Raw genomic sequence first — 16,772 nt, 5'->3', positions numbered from 1 at the left:
GATTGGCAGGTGAAGTGTGTTATGGACAACAATGTAAAAAGAACGATAGGTACCACTTTAGTAGTAGGATCCATCCTCTGCTTAATCGTTATCTATACGTTTCTTGATGATATTTTAATACCAAGTGGCTATGACCTAGCTATTGATGGATATGTACTATCTAAAAATCTTTTACTGTTTCTGATATTTATTATGATATCCAAATTGGGATATATGCTTTTAAAAAGTAAGTAATGGCATGTGGTAAAGGGGTGAGAAAAGTGGCACATAAAGACTGCCTAGGATGCCGATTAGTCAACAAAAACGAAACCATCTATATGGTCTACGAAGATGACTATGTCACCTGCTTCCTAGACCATGACCCGTTTAGCGAGGGACACACCTTAATCCTACCGAAACAACATTTCCTAGATGTAGATGAACTGGATGAAGAGACCGCCGATGCCATTATGAGGGCTTCTATTCTTATTTCCAAGGCTTTGAAGCGCCTGTATGATCCAGATGGTATCACCATTAACCAAAATGGTGGGGTGTTTAATGAGTTGACTCATTACCATATGCATGTGGTGCCGAGATATGAGGGGCAATGGTTTGGGGAGTTTTATCGGGAGGAAGATGTGGGGGAAGTGGATGTTTGGGAGTTGGAGCGGGTTAGGGGGAGGATGGTGGAGGTGATAGCAGGAATAGCTGTAAGGATGTAAATCACTAGGGGGCATATCATGGAGTTTGAAGAATATCTGAAGCAAAAGCACTTGTTGAATAAAAACGAAAGAAAATTAAAAGATATCTCTGTAATTCAGTATATGAATAGACTTGAAAACATGAGGCAAGAAGGAATATATAATGAAGAGCAACAAATCGATTCCGTACTGGAACAGAAAGTTCAAAATCGATATCAGGATTGGAAAACATATTTAAAGACGATTGATCATTACTTGTCATCGACAAAATATTGAACAGTCTATGATTCGGATATATAAGTAAGTGGCATAAACTCTTCAGGTTTTTGTCGCTTACTTTTTTATTTTGCAGGAAAATAGTCCCGTAATGCAGAATGGAATCCTATAAGATATTCCAAATTCTTCAATATAGGGGGTTGCATTTGTGGAACTAACTAGTAGACAGGAACTGTTAAAGGTATTCAGGGTGGAGGCTAGCTTTTATAAGAGGAAAATAGGAGATGAGTATATTATTCTTCGTAATCAAGCTAGGATAAAACGGAGAGGCTATTCTGACACTATTACTTCTGATGCTGTAGTTATGATGGTCAATCCTGGTTCGTGTAATGTTAGTGATAAGAACTATAATATCCCCATCTTGAATCCAGTCACTGAAAGGGTCCCCTTTGTAGAAGCTAACTCTGATCAAACACAGGAGCAACTGATGAGATTAATGGATAAGAGAGGATGGAATCATTTAGTCATTATCAATCTATCTGATATTTGTTCGGGTAATATTGATGTGTTTTTTAGCTATTTAAGAAAAGCGAAAGAGTTTGACCATTCAATATTATCAGATACACGTATTAGGGAAATGGAATGTATTATGGACAACAATAGAGGTCCAGTAATTGTTGCTTGGGGGACAAACACTAGGATAAAACAGCTTGCTAAGACTGCACTAGACCATTCTTTATTAAAAACAATTGTTGGTGTTAAGCATGATCGTTGTCCATTTTACTTACACCCAAGACCAGCCTTAATGGAAAAACGTGCATTGTGGTTACAAAATATAAATAGTTTACTAGGAGGCCAAGATGAAAACACAGGCTGAAGTCATTATAGAAGCTTTTAAGGCCTTGGGTGGAGTAAGATCCATTCAAGAAATAGAACAATGGGTTGTACAAGAATACTGCGAAAAGTGGAAAGACTTTGGGACTCCTATGGCTGATATGGTAGCAAAAGATAAGGGTGGAAACAACTCATCCTTGATAACTTCAAAGTATAGAGTCCTAGAAAGAGTGGGACGAGGGAGATACAAACTGCTGTAAGTGTAACAACTAAATTGAAGTCAAAAAACAGAGGATGGACTTCTGTAATTAAGGGAGTGTAGAAAATGGGGAAATTCTTTGTACCTTCTAAAGGAGCTATTTCATGGAAAGAGCATCTTGCAGATCCCGAAAAGCAGTGGAAAGTGGGGTATTCTGCTTACGAGCTAGCTAACAGTTGGGATGGAACTGACGGGTTACCCGAGAACATAAGGAAAGTTTTTGATCAGAGTGGTATGGATTTATTTAAAGAGGTAACGCTATTGTACGGATTTCCTGAGTATAAGGTATCTTTACCAGGGGGAAGTGCAAGTTCCCAGAATGACCTGTATGTGCTTGCAAAAGCTGGAAGCGAGCTTTTACCGATTATGGTAGAAGGTAAGGTGTCAGAGCCATTTGGCGAAACGGTTACGTCATGGTTGGGAGGAAATCCTAGCATGGGTAAAAGGGAGAGGTTAAAGCATTTACTTACTACTTTGGACTTGCGTGAGGAAGAAGTACTTAATATTAGGTATCAACTCATACATAGGGCTGCATCTGCACTTATTGAAGCTGAAAAAGTGAATGCGAAGAATGCCCTCTTTCTCGTTCATTCGTTTAGTCAGCAATCCAAATGGTTTGAGGACTATTCTAATTTTGTTAAGTTGTTTGGTTTGTTAGCTAAGAGGAATAATGTCGTTGGTCCAGCGGATGTATATGGAATAAACTTATATTTCTGTTGGGTGACTGAGGTATTAGTTAAATCTAAAGAATATTTCTTTAGTCTTTTTCCAACAGAACGTGCTAAGGATTTGGCGAGAGAGGTTGATGAATACCTCTATAAGAAAAGCCCTTACTTCCGAGAAGTAGAAGATTCCCATGATCGATTTAACAATGGGATTCGAACTGATTGTATCGGTTATGTTAGTAAAAAAGGAAACTATAAATTTGCCACATTAACTTCTGCAAGGAAAGTAGTCTTCGTACTTCATTTAGGGAAAAGGCTTCATTCAGAAACCGCAAAGAACATGCAAAAAGAGATAGACGAATTACTTGGTAGAAATTACGAGGATTTTGATAGATCTAAGTTAACTGATGGAGAAGTCTACATAAGATTGGAGTGGGTAGATAAGTTAGAGCAGATAATTCCTTTTATTGATAAGGCATATGAGATGAGATTACAAAGATGATATTTTGCATTTTCCCTACAGAAAGGGGCTTGTTTTGTGAGATATAAAAGCAATTCGAAGAGAGCAGGCGCACCTGTAGACTTTTGGAAGAATTATCGAGCGCATTTAAAGGTTCCTGAGGAATTGAAGGTTTGGATTCTAGATCAGTACTATGATAAAGAAACACTATGTGTTTATTGCGATGCCATGCCTCTCTTAAGGAAGATTACACGGGAATGGGAATAGCTTGTTCTTATGTGGTAAATGGAACAATTATAGTAAAACAACAATATACTCAGTCATCGTATAATGAGGAACTATCCTCTTGGTATGCCGAGATCAAGGCGATAATATTTGCTTTGACCTTTTTTGAAAAGCATAGAGGCGGAGCTGCAAAAATAATCATATATACAGATTTGATTGATATTGAAAAACTACTGGGGGATGATCCATTTTTCAAAAAGAATGTACATCTCAAAGAAGTGCGGAAAGAAATGAAACAGTTGTATCAAATACAGAAATCTGTATTTGGTGACAACCTCCAAGTTCTTTACCTACCTCCAGATAAAAGAAAGTTCAACCCATTCCACCGAAGTGCTCATAATGCTGCTAGAAGTATGATTAGATAAAACCATATATAGTGTCGTTGATGTCCATTATGGGAATAAATAAAATAAGAATCCCTTTGGACTAAATTAACTTTGAAAGGGTGATTAAGTATGGGAGATACAAATCCGGTGACGCATAGAGAGTGCATGTGCGGTGAATTTGCTGTACCTGCAAAAATCACCATTCAAGAAGAGTTCGAAGATAAAGAGTTGGTTATCCGTAACTTCCCGGTTTTTAAATGTTTGCAATGTGATGAAACAACCCTCAGTCCCAAAGACTATGTGGAATACTACAAGAAGGCGGTTAAGCACTACGAAACTACAAATGAAAACGAGTTTGATTGTAATTTAAATCGTGAATCTTGGTAGATAAAATAGTAATAGAAGAAAGAAGGGATAGTGAATGGAAAAACCTAAAAAACAGAAGGCGACACCCAAGAAACTAACCCGGCTACAAGGAGCAACCAAGATGGAGAAAAAGAACAAAGAGGCATTAAAGGTTATCAGGTCTATTAAAGGGATGTTTGGGTAAAAGTAATTTTGGCTCCTACATGAAAATCATTTGAATTGCCATAGCTGAATGTATGATGAGCTATGGTCTTTTTTAATGGAATTTTCCAACTTCTAAACTGTAAATTATTAAATGACTTCATTTAGAAAGGGGTCCATACAATTGAAAAAACTCTTTCTCTATTTCTTCTTAACCTTAGCTGTCTTACTCGGTATTATCTTTATGATCTCCCACTTCTTTAATTTTCGATTTAGTAACGTTGCATTCATTACAAGTATTGTAGCCGCCTTTATCAAGTATAGTGGTGGTGCTTCTACATTTGGAGCAGCTACTGTCGCGGTTTAGTATCTAGGGAAATATGCTCCATCCTCTAATGAAGAAAAGGTAAGTTACATAAACCCCTTTTTCGTTGCATCATGTTCTATACTTCTGGGATGCTTTGTTTCTTTCTTTTTGTTTTATTAAGTTACACGATCATCAGCAACCACCCTTCCCACAAACTTACTCATAAACCATATAAAAAAAGTTTTTACAAAATAGCCCAATTGAATTATATTAAGGTATAGTGAAAAATTCCTAATATATTTATAGCTAAACTACTGTAAAAAAGTAGAACGCAAAGCTGGAAGAGTGCTCATGGAATGGTCAGCCTGTAGTCATTGCTTCTGGATTTTTTACGTCCTTTTTTAGGGCGTTTTTCTATATGGTTTAGGACATCTGGGAGGACAGTCGATGAATCAGGGTTGGGTACAGGAACAACAGAATACCACTCATCATAGGGTGGCGGTCTATTTGTTTCCGCTTGTCATTTTTTTAGGTTATTTACATCCTTTCATTTTTGGGATAGGGATGGTGGTATTCTTTCTTGTCACTTCTTTTAAACTATTAAAATCCATGTTATTTTGGATGATTATTCTAGGTGTAATATCCGTTGTTTTACCGTTTTTGGCACCCATTATTTTTATTGTCATGATAGTCTTATTTTTCATGCGGATTGGTTATGTAATTGAAAACTGGCGTCCATTTGTTTCTGGCATCTTTTTATATGGGATCGCTGGTAGTTTGATCGGCCGTTCTATCTATTTAAACTCCTATCAATTTCTTTCTTTTGGTACAGTGATGGAAGGGGCTATTGTAAGTGTTATTGCATTTGTTTGCTTACAACGGTTACTGAGCTGGCTCTATCAATATAATTACTCCAGTTATGGAGCTTTAGGGATCATGGGGAGTGTTCCTGTGATAATTATCGCGTTTATACTGCCGTTTCTTAAGCTGCATGTCGGTGGGGATTTCTTTATGGAAAAGGCTGTAGTGGAGACGAAGCCTGTTACGGGAGAAGCCTATGCGGAAACGAAGGTAGGAGCAGGAGACCCGGTTGGGACTAGAACCACTGCAGCTTCGGGAGAGTCCCTTGTGCTGGTGAAAGAGCATGTGAGGACGGCGCCGGATGGAGACCCAACAAATAATCTGTCTTATGACGGTCCTGATAAGAAGGCTCCATCACAGGAGTTAGTGGTAGTAAAAGAGCACGTAAGGACAGCTCCCGACGGCGACCTAACCAACAATTTATCTTATAATGGAAACACTTCTGAATGGACCTCGACTAATGAGCAACCAGAAGAACCTAAACTTACCAAAAGCATTCTTGAAAATACTCAAGCAGCGATACCAGGCCAAGCGGCTGTAGATCAACTACTTAGAACATTGAAGAAAGAGAAAAAGTCATCTTAAAAACACAAACAAGCATGAGGCGGTAAATGCCTGATGCTTGTTTATTAGTTAGTTACACATCCTCAATCACCAACATATTCGATTCATCAAACTCCCAAAACTCCCCGTAAGCAACTTCCCAATAGTAGCCGTCAAGATCGGTGAAGTAACCGCTATAGCCACCCCAATCTGTTTTCTGCGGCTTTTTCTGAATGGTTGCTCCTGCTAACTCCGCTTTCCTTATGACTTCGTCTACTTCATCTATTGATTTTGTATTATATGCCAAGGTGATTCCAGGGAAACCTTTTTCAGTTGCTGGAGGTTGCTGTTCGTTCACGTCTCTCGCTAATTCTTCAAGCGGATAAAGCGCGATCCGTGTGCCTTCATTTTTAAAAAAGATAATGGCTGGTGCGGATTCCGGTCCTCTGATGGACGTGTCAAAGCCTAACTCCTTGTAAAATTGGTGTGCCTTCAAGATGTCCTTTGTACCAAGTGTAATGATATTTAGGCGGTTCATTTTTTTGCCTCCTTTTTATATGTAGCGTTCCTTACTTACTGGGAACTGCTTCTAATACAAAGCTCACCACTTCGTCCCGATACTTTTGCGGCTCCTCTAATCGGGGAAAGTGAGCACTGTGTTCAAAGACAACCGTTTTACTTGCGGGAGCGTTCTCCTTGAAGTAATCTTTCTGCTGTTCACAAAAGACCGGATCAAATTTTCCATGTAAAAGCAGGGAAGGTTGTTTTACTAATGGAATGATGGGAAGCAGGCTTTCGAAGATCATGTCTTCTTCCTCAAGCTTTCGGGTGTATGTTTGTGAGCGTCCCCATAATTCAGACGGAAGTTGCGCCTTTTCATAGATGCTGTTTAACTCATGTGGCTTAATCGATTTTAGATAAATAGAATCCTTTTTCTCTTCTCCTAATTCCTGATAAACCTTACTTATCGCATGCCAAAGCTCTTTGGTAGTATAGGAATCCTGTTGGATGTAGCGGTTATACTCGTGTTCAGAATCCAATAATAGGAGGGCTCGTTTAATCATCGATTTACTAGATAACCCTAAATCAAAAGTTGGCGCCTCATAGATTACCTTTTTAACAGAATTGGGATGTTCATGTGCATACTTTAGTGCAATAAAACCGCCAAAGGAATGTCCTAGCACGGTCCATGATTGAATGCCTAACTGCTCCCTTAAAGCCTCGCAGTCTGCAATAATATCATTCAAACCAAAATCCGAATCATCCTTGATTGGGTCAGATCGAAGCACGCCTCGCTGATCGAGTGCAATGACTCTAAGCTTTTCCCCTAACAACTTTGCCTGTTCATAACAAAAATCAAGGCAGCTCGCGCCAGGCCCACCGTGCAAATACAACAAGACCTCCTCGTTATTTACCCCAAACTCCTCCACAAAGAGATTCGTACCTCGAACTTGAACTAAATTCCCCATAAGACCAACTCCGTATCTATCCAAATAGTTATAGCTGTAAATGATATATTCTATAAGGAGGTGGGAAAACCTTTTCTGGGGAAGTCACCGGTCCTTCAAAAACATTCCTTCTTTTTATAGGTCAATTCTCTCATTTTGCCATTCTATGCAGGAATTTCTCTGAACAGGTCGAAACGTGATAGTTATGCATATACAGTATTTGTAAAATGATAGCGAGAGGAGGGGAATGATGAAGGTTTTTGATGTGTCATCTCTGCATGAGGGAATACGAGGGATGACCCAGCAACTGTCGCAATTAGAAAAACAATTAAATGGCGTGGAAAATAGTATACGAACTTTTGTCGCCTCAAAGGATTCCTATCGCGGTAAGGGTGCCAGCGCGATTAGACGATTTTATGAATACGCGCATCTTCCATTTTTGCAGTTCTTCCAATCGTTTCTCACAAACTTTCAATCGAAGCTTCAACAGCTTCAATTTGAGATGGACGGGCTGGAGGGTGATTCCCGCGGATTTATCGATGAATCCTTTCTGTCGAGTGAACTAGAGGACGGCTTGTATCAAATCAACCGAATGGTGGCCGAGCTGACAGGGGAGACGAACGCCCAACTCAGGAGTGTCAGTGACATCATGCATCTGCCGCGGTTGCAGGATCACCAGTTCCACGAAGGCATGCAGCAAGCCAAACAGTCAGCACGGCAAACAGTGGACAAGCTGCACCAGTTCGATCACCAACAAACCCAGTCGTTCAGTGCTCTGGTCGAGGACTTATCCCTAATCAAGCGTTACATAGAGGAAATGAACCAGCAGTTTGAATCGGGTAAGATAAATGTAAAGAGCTTCTCGCCGGTGATGCTCCAGGATTTGGAGGCATACGGGCAGTTGCAGACGAGGTTGTATAATCAGACGGTTATGGAGCGGTGGAATAGTGAGCACTTTCCGGAGCTTGGGGTGTTTTATCCGGTGGGGCATGCTACGTCGTTTGATCAGTGGGTGAATTCTAGTTGTGCGAGGCCGGAGCCTAAGCAGAAATCGGTATGGGAAGCTCTATGGGAATTTAATGTTGGTTTTGGCGAAGGATTTATCAATTTTGGTAAGGAAACTGTGGAAGGTGCAGTAAGACTAGTGACCGAGCCACATGTAGTAATCAAGGAGACTTGGGAGTTTGTAAATGAAGTAGCAGAAAACCCGGTAATAATAATGGCCATTGTAAACGAACTGTACCATTCATTTAATTCTGAAGTTATACATGGAGATGCAGATAGTCGAGGAGAATGGTTTGGTTACGCCGTTCCTGCAGTGGGAAGCATACTTGTTGGAGGTTCAGGAGCTGTTAAAGGCGCTGGAAAGGCCATTCAAATAGGCCGAAGAACAGAGATAGACTTGAAAATGAGCTTAAGCGAGATTCATACTAGTGCGCTATCTGCAGCTAAAGCTGCTGGAAAAGTGGGGATGGATCGAGTTCGTGAGCTGATGAATAATTTGGCGCCACGAAGAGACATGGGATTTGTACCAGTAATGGCTGGTGACGTCCCGTTCAATGTTTTAAATAGTAAGCGTATTAAGGATTCACTAAAGGAAAGGTATAGTGAAATTCTAAGTAGAATTGAGTCGGTAGCATGGAATGGTTCTACTCCTTTTACACGAAGTGGTCGCAAAAAAGTCTTAAAGCCAAATATTGAGTACAAAAGTAAAGAAGGATACAATTATAAGACAGATGGTCACGGTCGTATCTTTAGTGCTGAAGGAACACTTAAATTAGGTGACGGTAAAAGAAATAACTATGCTCAAAGAACTGTAGGAAGAGATAGTCGATTACCTGACGATGAAGGTGGTCATTTAATTGCAAGTATTTTTCAAGGATCAGGAAACCTTGATAACCTTGTACCTATGAATGGAAATTTAAATAAAGGTGAATGGAAGAAACTAGAGAACACTTGGGCAAATGCACTTAGACAAGGTGATGAAGTAAGAGTAAAGATATTACCTAATTATATGGGAGATTCGCAACGTCCAGTAAGTTTTAATATAAAGTATAAAATTGGTGAAGATGAATGGGAAATTAGACGATTCGATAATGTACCTGGAGGAAAATTAAATGAATGAAGCACATTTAGACAAGTTATACCAACAAGTAGCAGAGGTAGTTATAGATACTATTCCAGAAGAATGGTCGAAGGTTTACCTGTATGGTGAAGTTGTAAATGGGTCACAGACTGCTTTCTTTTATTATTATCCTAAAGTTAGCGATAAACCTATCTATAGCCATGATATAACAGAACAATTCGCCATAAGTGAGCTTGAGTACACAAATAACTGGAATAAGTTAGTGGATTTAATTCAAGAACTTCAGAAAGAATTTAAAGATAGTGGGGAAGAACCTTGGACCAATTTTACTCTGGTTTTTGATAAGTCCGGGAAATTCCACATAGAATATAATTATGATGACCTTTCATCCGTAGACTTAAATGAAAGAAAAACTATTTGGAAGTACAAGAATTTAGGACTGTTACCTAAAAGCAATACCGGAAAAAAATATTTAGATAAATTTCTTTCTTCTAAGTGAATAAAGTGAGTGAACGAATTTTACTCATCAAACTTAGGTAAGCTGTTAACAGCTTGAAATCCCTTCACAGGTTATGTATTAAAAAAAGAGACATGCTACGTGTCTCTTTTTTTACTAGAGGGATGTTAGGTTAAGAGAATCAGTAGGGATGTTTAGGAGATTCTCTGCTGCCACATGAACTATTTTCAACAACATTTAACTCTTCTACTTTAATTCAACGCGACCAGATTAACTTTTTAACTTATGAGATTGCTAATAAACCAGGAGTTTGATATAAATGGGTTTTGAATCAGACTTAAACAAGTTGTATCATAATATTGCTCAACAGATTAGTGATATGATTCCAATTGATTGGGATGAAGTTTATTTTTAACGGAGAGGTGAAAAATCAAGAAGGGGGAGTTTTCTTCTTTTTTAAACCTAAAGGTCAAGAACAACACATTTACTCCCATTATATTCCTAGAATATATAACATAGATAAGAGGACATACAATAAAGAGCTTCATAAAGTTATTTGAGTTAACAATTGAGCTTCAAAAAGTATTTATTGAAAATGATCAAGAACCTTGGTTTTCAGTAACATTTCTAGTTAATAGTTCAGGAAAATTGAATGTGTACTTTGATTATTCAGATTGGCATGATAGCGAGTTTGACCCTTCAGCAAGAATTAAATATTTTGAGTATAAATACTTAGGGGAAACTGGAGAAAATTAAGATTTGGAATTAATGAAAAGCATGAAGAGGTTTGAAGAAAAAGAGTAAACATATTGCACTTGATTTTCCACTCGGGAATCAAGTGTTTTTAATATAAGCCTAACTGGAGTTTGTGTTGGAAGATTTTAAGTCTATTCTATCTATTACTTTAGACTGATATAATGATAGATAGATATAAGTATAGGGAAGTGCTGAGATGTCTATTGGAAGAGTTATTTACTACCATCGCAGAAAGCAAAATAAGACGCAAGAACAACTTTGCCAGGGCATATGTTCAACGACCCATTTAAGTAAGATCGAAAATAATTCCAAAGAGGTGAATCTGGAAACCCTGGAATTGCTTTGCAAACGACTTGGCATTTCGATCGAGGAAGAAAATAAGAAAACACAAATGTTAATGAGAAAGCTGTCACAATTCTATGAAGCGATGGAGAGACTTCATAGAGATCATGCCGAAAGATTGAAAAAGGACTTGGAAGAGCATAGAGACTTTATACAATGTACGGAAATGATTTACTTGTATGATTTATACATGCTTCGATATTTACTTTTTACAAATAATCCTTCCGAATTTGAAAGAGCTTCTCATAAGCTGAAAAAAAATATAAACAAATACTCTGCGTTTGAAAAACACCTTTGGGATTTCTTTCAGGGAATATATTACGCACAAAAACTTCAATATTTAGATGCGATTACCATCATGGATAAAATAGAGAATAATGCGGAGCTTTTCAGCGATAAAGTAACGGATTTCTACTATTACAAAGCAGCTGTCCATGGACTATTGAAGCATTTTACTTTATCCCTCCACTACTCTCATAAGGCATTGCGGATCTTTCAAAATACAGGGAATATTTCTCGAATCCTGCATGTGAAGATTGGCTTATCCGCAAATTTAATTTATATTAATGACCTTGAACGTGCAGAAACCATGCTCGAAACTGCCTTAAATGATGCAGAAATGATGAAGGATATAACCACGAAGATAAGTGCCCTTCATAACTTTGGTTTGTTGAATAAAAAAAGGGGAAACCCCCGCGAGGCGCTGGACTATTTCACTCAATCTCTTAACTTGAAAACCAGAAACACTACCACTTATCTCAGCACCTTAATTGAGATTGTAGAAATATTGCTGGATTTAAATGAAAATGAGAAGGCCCTCCATATGTTGAAGGATGTCCTGAAGAATTTCAAAAATGAACAGTCCAGTAAGTATGTAGAGTTAATGGTTCTTTATTTGGAGACCATAAAAGATGACAAAAGGCTTACTGATTATTTAATCGAGTGTGGTTTGCCCATGATGAAGCAGTATAACGTCTATAAAGCTGTAACTTACTCCGAGCGGTTAGCGGACATTTTCAAAAATAAGGGAGATATGAACTCCTCCAATAAGTATTTACAATTAGCGAATGAACTGTTAAAGAAATTACTTTTTAACCACGCAAGCACAAAATAAGTAAACAAGCAGCCGTTAACAGCTGCTTGTTTTTTTATTTAAGCAAGGTTTCAGATGATGTCTGACTATTGGGTATTTATACCTGATATCCATGAACCAGTGGAGATTTGCTAGGTATAATGACTGTTCTATGAAAAACTTTCCCAACTTTAATCTTGTCTTTCTGTCTTGACCATCTGGAAGTGCAACAATTAGCGAATATTTTATAAATGTACTGTCGATTATTGTAAGGAATTTTCCCAATTAACAGAAATTAATTTCCCCCGTACAATTTTAAGTAGAAGACAGATTGCAACTTTGATAATCGAAAGAGGGGCGAAAATATGAAGAAGAAAAGTTCTGGGAAAGTTTTGACTATTGCGCTGGCGATGAGTCTTTTTGGCACATCAGGTATCCCTGTGAATGTTATGGCGGAAGGTACGCCAGATGTACCCGGTTTTACGCAGATCAAAGATGTTGAGAACATATTAATGAATCTTTCAGACGAACAAAGAAATGCAATTAAAGAAATCGAAGCAACTCCAAACTTTGACATCTCACCGAATATCAATACACAAAGTGTTGGGCTTGTCGATGTAATCGTTGAGTTTCATCAAGCACCAGCTAAAGTTGAAGTGATGAAGCAAGCGGCAAAAGGAATCCGTACTACTGCAAATGAAGCGGCTATTAAGGTAGAGAAAGCTCACAAAAAGTTTAAAGAGAGCTTTCATTCTATGAAAAATAAAAAAGATGCAAGTCCGCAATTGCAAGAAGCAAAAATTACGAAAGAATACCGTTCGGCCATCAATGGTGTAGCGATGTCCATTCCAGGTAACGAGATTGAGAGGTTACTGGATTCCGGAGTAGTTAAGCGGGTTTGGAAGGATGAGACCGTTCAGCTTGAACTTCCGGATATGAAAGAAGCAGCTACTGAATCCAAAATGATGGATAGTATTCCTCAAATCAATGTGGACAAGCTTCATGCTGAAAACGTGACAGGTAAAGGCATCAAGGTGGGGGTACTGGACACAGGGATTGATTACAATCACCCTGATTTGAAAGATGTATACAAAGGTGGATATGATTTCGTCGATAACGATAATGATCCAATGGAAGCAACTTACGAAGACTGGAAAAATTCCGGTCTGCCTGAAAGACATCCTGCCTCAGGATCCGCTTACTATACTGAGCACGGAACACACGTATCAGGAACGATCGCTGGGGGCCAGAAGAACGGAGTCGATTACGCTGTAAAAGGTGTTGCTCCTGATGTGGAATTGTATAGCTATCGTGTCCTTGGACCTTATGGTTCCGGGGCAACATCAGGTATCCTTGCAGCTATTGAAAAATCAATTGTCGATGAAATGGATGTCATCAACCTTTCACTTGGTGCTTCCACAAATAATCCTTTATATCCAACTTCTGTAGCAGTTAATAACGCTATAATCTCAGGAGTTGTGACAGTTGTCGCGGCAGGCAATAGCGGTCCGAATGAAGGAACACTCGGATCTCCCGGTACAGCTACGTTAGGGATTACAGTTGGGGCAAGTGACTTTGCCATGGATATCCCTACCTTTAAGTCCTTGAGTGCCAATGGAGAAACATTTGAAAATGTTTTATTAATGGGGAAGAATTTTTCAGATGACTTAGCATCTCTTGAAGGCCAGTCCAAGCAGTTGGTTTTTGCGGGTCTTGGATATGCAGCTGATTTTGAAGGGAAAGACTTATCAGGTAAAATCGCTCTGATTCAACGCGGGGAAATTACTTTTGTGGATAAAATCAAACATGCCAAAGAAGCAGGGGCAGAAGCTGTCATTATCTACAATAATACAGACGGAAACATTCCGGCTTATTTAGGAGAAGGAATAGAATATATCCCAACCTTCCGTATGACAAAAGCGGATGGAGAGCGTTTGAAAGAGATAGGAGATAGCTCGGACATTACATTTGGGGATTTAGCAAGCGTTCAAACTGAGGGAGACAACCTTGCAGGCTTCAGTTCCAGAGGACCAGTTGCTGGCAGCTATGATATTAAACCGGATGTTGTGGCACCTGGGGTAGCGATCTTCTCAACCATTCCTGAATTTATCAATAGTCCGGAAGAAGGAGTGGACTACACAGCGTCTTACGCACGTTTACAAGGAACATCCATGGCAACCCCTCACGTTGCAGGTGTGGCAGCTCTCATGCTTCAAGAAGATCCAGATGCTACCCCATTTGATATAAAAGCTGCATTGATGAATACAGCCGAAGATTTAAATGGTGACGTATCTGTATTTGAACAGGGAGCTGGACGTATAAATGCTTATGAGGCGGTTCATGCCGAGGTATCTGTCAAAGTGTTAGGTAAAACAAAAAATCTAAATGAAAATGGTGAAGTAGTCGAGATTGATGATGAGACGGCATCGATCAACTTCGGAAGCCATTACAAAACAGGAGTTACTGTTGAAGCCAGTAGCAAAATGGTCATTAAGAATAGCGGAGAAGAAAACAAGTCATTCAATATTGAAGTGGAATATCATAGCGAACGAACAGGTATAAAGGATGCAGATGAAAATGGAATCCGCTTGGATGTTCCAGCTAGTCTTAATGTTTCCAGCGGCACAGAGGAAGTTGTTTCACCAACTATCACAGTTCCTGAAAATGCAGAAGAAGGACGTTATGAAGGGTACATCCATTTGACGAATGCAAATGATAGCAGCGAAACGTACCAGGTGCCATTCGCTGTCAGATTGACAGAAAAGGGATTTGAATACCTTGAAACTGATAGACCGGCACTTGCGAACAATACGGCAAAATGGCAGTATTATAATCCGTTGATGAGTGCAGCATTTCAAATGAAAAGCCCCTTAAACAGGATTGATATTCTGGTGAAAGATGATCAATCAGGTAACGCGATTGGTTTAATAGGTTCTGTTTCAGATCCATCAGCAAAAGCTGACGTTAGGTATTACATTCCAGGTGTCTTCACAGGAAATGTGTATCCATTTACAGGTGATAATGAAAATCCTATTTCTCAACAAAGTATGGACTTGCCTGAAGGGGATTATGAACTTGAGTTCATAGGTTATGATGAAGAGGGGAAAACCTATTCCATCGACACACCTGTCATCATCGACAATACAAAACCACAAGTGACATTCGATAAAACTCCTGATGTATATGAAATTAGTGAAGATATGTATACAGAAGAGAACGGACAGAAAGCGTTCTTTATCCACGGAAATATACAGGATGAAACAGTGGATGTCTTACAATCAAAAGGGATGGACTATGATCAATCATCCAATAAATTTTTAATTGCAACCGGAAGTCGTGAGTACTATAATTGTTGTTTCCCGCCGGCGGACGCTAATGGAGATACTTATTTTGGCATTGAGCCTTCCGACATTGCAAACGGACCATTACGATTAAGCCTTGCAGGCACTGACGTTGCATTGAATGTCAATTACCAAAGATATATCTTCTTACAAGAAGGAACGGAGTACTTAACTTCGGATTACAGCAAGGAAGAAGTGAAGCTGGGTGATACCTTCACAATGACCCTTAGCTTGAATAATGTTAAAGATCTTATTTCCGGTGAGTACACCATTCAGTATAAAGGGGATATGTACTCTTTTGAATCAGCGGAGTTAAATGAAGAGTTCAAAAACTATGCAGAAGAAAATGGGCTTCAAGTTACGCTTCAAGAGCCAGTTGTGAAAGATAGCAGCTATTTTGATACTGTTACAGTTGGCGCAATGCTGGACGGTGAGGGGTATGACGGTTTTAGTGGGGACATGCCATTAGTGGATGTGACCTTTAAGGTAACTGCCGATAACTGGTATTACGGATTTGATAAATTGGAAGTCACAAAGTCCACCTATATGAAATCCGGTGAAGAACAAGCAGTGAACCTCCCGTATTACAGTACATCGGAATTTGATTTCATTAGTGAACATGCAGATATTCAAGGAAATATCAGACCGGAAGCATTCCTAAAACCTAATTTACCATATGGTGTAGCTCAAACTATTGGAGCAAAGGTTTATGCGTTATCACCAGATGGTGAAAAATATGAAGGCACGATCGCACCAAATGGAAAGTATCAAATAACAGGCGTTCCTGCTTCAAGGGAAACATACAATGTCGTAGTGGAAGTGCCTGGGCATTTGAAGACCTACACACCTGTTATCACCGGCTTCGAATTGAACGGTGAAACTCTGGGAAGATATATTAATTCCGGCTACAAGGTGAACCTTGCAGGAGATGTAAACAACGACAGTTTAATCGACATAAAAGATGTTCGTGATATCGTGGAATATTACGGTAAACAAAACCCTGAAGTTCCGACATTTGATGTCAATCAAGATGGTACAGTGGACGAGACAGATGTCCGTTTCATTGAAAAGAACTTCTTGTCAACAGGACCTGATGCTCCTAAAGGAAAATCACCGAAAGAAACTGTCGGTAAAAAGGATCTAGAATTTTATTTAAATGAGATGGGATTAAAAACCGCGGAATAAGAAGCCTACGTTTCTGACCATTGAGGAGGAAGGGATGTTTTAACATTCCTTTCTCTTTTTTTATTGGTAAAGGAAGCTGAGGGTCGAAAGTTGCCCAAATGTTGCTTGGATTTGTCCGAAGCAAGAAGATAAATGTCCGAAT

20 protein-coding genes are annotated in these 16,772 nt (G+C 39.1%); 18 read left to right on the top strand and 2 right to left on the bottom strand.

The genetic code is table 11. The features are described 5' to 3' along the window. The first annotated feature begins 21 nt into the window (after positions 1-21). The 11 genes from LC091_RS15150 to LC091_RS15105 all read left to right on the top strand — a co-directional run bounded on the left by LC091_RS15150 (position 22) and on the right by LC091_RS15105 (position 5,985). Positions 22-234, top strand: a complete 213-nt coding sequence (locus LC091_RS15150) for a hypothetical protein (protein ID WP_226682867.1) — start codon at positions 22-24, stop codon at positions 232-234. After that, positions 234-701 carry an HIT family protein gene (locus tag LC091_RS15145; protein WP_226682866.1) on the top strand — a complete coding sequence of 156 codons (468 nt, stop codon included), beginning with the start codon at positions 234-236 and terminating at the stop codon, positions 699-701. The genes LC091_RS15150 and LC091_RS15145 overlap by 1 nt, the downstream gene beginning before the upstream one ends. A gap of 18 nt (positions 702-719) precedes the next feature. After that, positions 720-956 carry a hypothetical protein gene (locus LC091_RS15140; RefSeq protein WP_226682865.1) on the top strand — a complete coding sequence of 79 codons (237 nt, stop codon included), beginning with the start codon at positions 720-722 and terminating at the stop codon, positions 954-956. A gap of 148 nt (positions 957-1,104) precedes the next feature. Further along, positions 1,105-1,773, top strand: coding sequence for a hypothetical protein (locus tag LC091_RS15135; protein WP_226682864.1), 669 nt, complete (start codon positions 1,105-1,107; stop codon positions 1,771-1,773). Next, positions 1,757-1,990 (top strand): hypothetical protein, encoded by a 234-nt coding sequence (locus LC091_RS15130; RefSeq protein ID WP_226682863.1) that lies wholly within the window; start codon positions 1,757-1,759, stop codon positions 1,988-1,990. Before LC091_RS15135 ends, LC091_RS15130 begins: the two co-directional genes overlap by 17 nt. Positions 1,991-2,055: 65 nt before the next feature. Beyond that, complete coding sequence (locus tag LC091_RS15125; RefSeq protein WP_226682862.1) at positions 2,056-3,156, top strand: DUF6946 family protein; 1,101 nt, start codon at positions 2,056-2,058, stop codon at positions 3,154-3,156. A gap of 215 nt (positions 3,157-3,371) precedes the next feature. Continuing rightward, positions 3,372-3,764, top strand: coding sequence for a hypothetical protein (locus tag LC091_RS15120; RefSeq protein ID WP_226682861.1), 393 nt, complete (start codon positions 3,372-3,374; stop codon positions 3,762-3,764). 108 nt (positions 3,765-3,872) lie between these two features. Further along, positions 3,873-4,112 carry a YgiT-type zinc finger protein gene (locus LC091_RS15115; protein ID WP_226682860.1) on the top strand — a complete coding sequence of 80 codons (240 nt, stop codon included), beginning with the start codon at positions 3,873-3,875 and terminating at the stop codon, positions 4,110-4,112. 34 nt (positions 4,113-4,146) lie between these two features. Further along, positions 4,147-4,275 (top strand): hypothetical protein, encoded by a 129-nt coding sequence (locus LC091_RS20430; RefSeq protein WP_264179344.1) that lies wholly within the window; start codon positions 4,147-4,149, stop codon positions 4,273-4,275. A 141-nt stretch (positions 4,276-4,416) separates the two neighbouring features. Next, positions 4,417-4,599 (top strand): hypothetical protein, encoded by a 183-nt coding sequence (locus LC091_RS15110; protein ID WP_226682859.1) that lies wholly within the window; start codon positions 4,417-4,419, stop codon positions 4,597-4,599. 387 nt (positions 4,600-4,986) lie between these two features. Then, complete coding sequence (locus LC091_RS15105; protein ID WP_226682858.1) at positions 4,987-5,985, top strand: hypothetical protein; 999 nt, start codon at positions 4,987-4,989, stop codon at positions 5,983-5,985. A gap of 52 nt (positions 5,986-6,037) precedes the next feature. Here the strand turns inward: LC091_RS15105 and LC091_RS15100 are convergent, their stop codons facing one another. Beyond that, positions 6,038-6,481, bottom strand: a complete 444-nt coding sequence (locus LC091_RS15100) for a VOC family protein (RefSeq protein WP_226682857.1) — start codon at positions 6,479-6,481, stop codon at positions 6,038-6,040. A gap of 31 nt (positions 6,482-6,512) precedes the next feature. Next, on the bottom strand, positions 6,513-7,412 hold the full coding sequence (locus tag LC091_RS15095; RefSeq protein WP_226682856.1) for an alpha/beta fold hydrolase: 900 nt from the start codon (positions 7,410-7,412) through the stop codon (positions 6,513-6,515). A gap of 226 nt (positions 7,413-7,638) precedes the next feature. On the opposite strand from LC091_RS15095, the gene LC091_RS15090 reads away from it, so the two are divergent. The 7 genes from LC091_RS15090 (at position 7,639) to LC091_RS15070 (ending at position 16,630) form a co-directional block, all read left to right on the top strand. Then, positions 7,639-9,516, top strand: a complete 1,878-nt coding sequence (locus LC091_RS15090; RefSeq protein ID WP_226682855.1) for a T7SS effector LXG polymorphic toxin — start codon at positions 7,639-7,641, stop codon at positions 9,514-9,516. Continuing rightward, entirely contained in the window at positions 9,509-9,976 is a 468-nt protein-coding gene (locus LC091_RS15085) for an antitoxin YezG family protein (protein WP_226682854.1), read from the top strand. The genes LC091_RS15090 and LC091_RS15085 overlap by 8 nt, the downstream gene beginning before the upstream one ends. Before the next feature lie 277 nt (positions 9,977-10,253). After that, positions 10,254-10,349 carry an antitoxin YezG family protein gene (locus LC091_RS20425; protein WP_264179343.1) on the top strand — a complete coding sequence of 32 codons (96 nt, stop codon included), beginning with the start codon at positions 10,254-10,256 and terminating at the stop codon, positions 10,347-10,349. Beyond that, the gene (locus LC091_RS20420; protein ID WP_264179342.1) at positions 10,333-10,494 is read left to right on the top strand and encodes an antitoxin YezG family protein; all 162 of its coding nucleotides are present in this window, start codon (positions 10,333-10,335) and stop codon (positions 10,492-10,494) included. The genes LC091_RS20425 and LC091_RS20420 overlap by 17 nt, the downstream gene beginning before the upstream one ends. Beyond that, a complete protein-coding gene (locus LC091_RS20415; RefSeq protein WP_319003679.1) occupies positions 10,454-10,690 on the top strand; it encodes an immunity protein YezG family protein in 237 nt (78 codons plus the stop codon). The genes LC091_RS20420 and LC091_RS20415 overlap by 41 nt, the downstream gene beginning before the upstream one ends. A gap of 196 nt (positions 10,691-10,886) precedes the next feature. Beyond that, entirely contained in the window at positions 10,887-12,146 is a 1,260-nt protein-coding gene (locus LC091_RS15075) for a helix-turn-helix domain-containing protein (RefSeq protein WP_226682853.1), read from the top strand. A 323-nt stretch (positions 12,147-12,469) separates the two neighbouring features. Then, the gene (locus LC091_RS15070) at positions 12,470-16,630 is read left to right on the top strand and encodes a S8 family serine peptidase (protein WP_226682852.1); all 4,161 of its coding nucleotides are present in this window, start codon (positions 12,470-12,472) and stop codon (positions 16,628-16,630) included. The last annotated feature ends 142 nt before the right edge of the window (positions 16,631-16,772 follow it).

The sequence above is a fragment of the Sutcliffiella horikoshii genome, from assembly GCF_020524325.1.
In the GTDB taxonomy this organism is placed as follows: domain Bacteria; phylum Bacillota; class Bacilli; order Bacillales; family Bacillaceae_I; genus Sutcliffiella_A; species Sutcliffiella_A horikoshii_D.
Note: the sequence above shows the minus strand (reverse complement) of the source record. Positions and strands in the feature narration are given on the sequence as shown.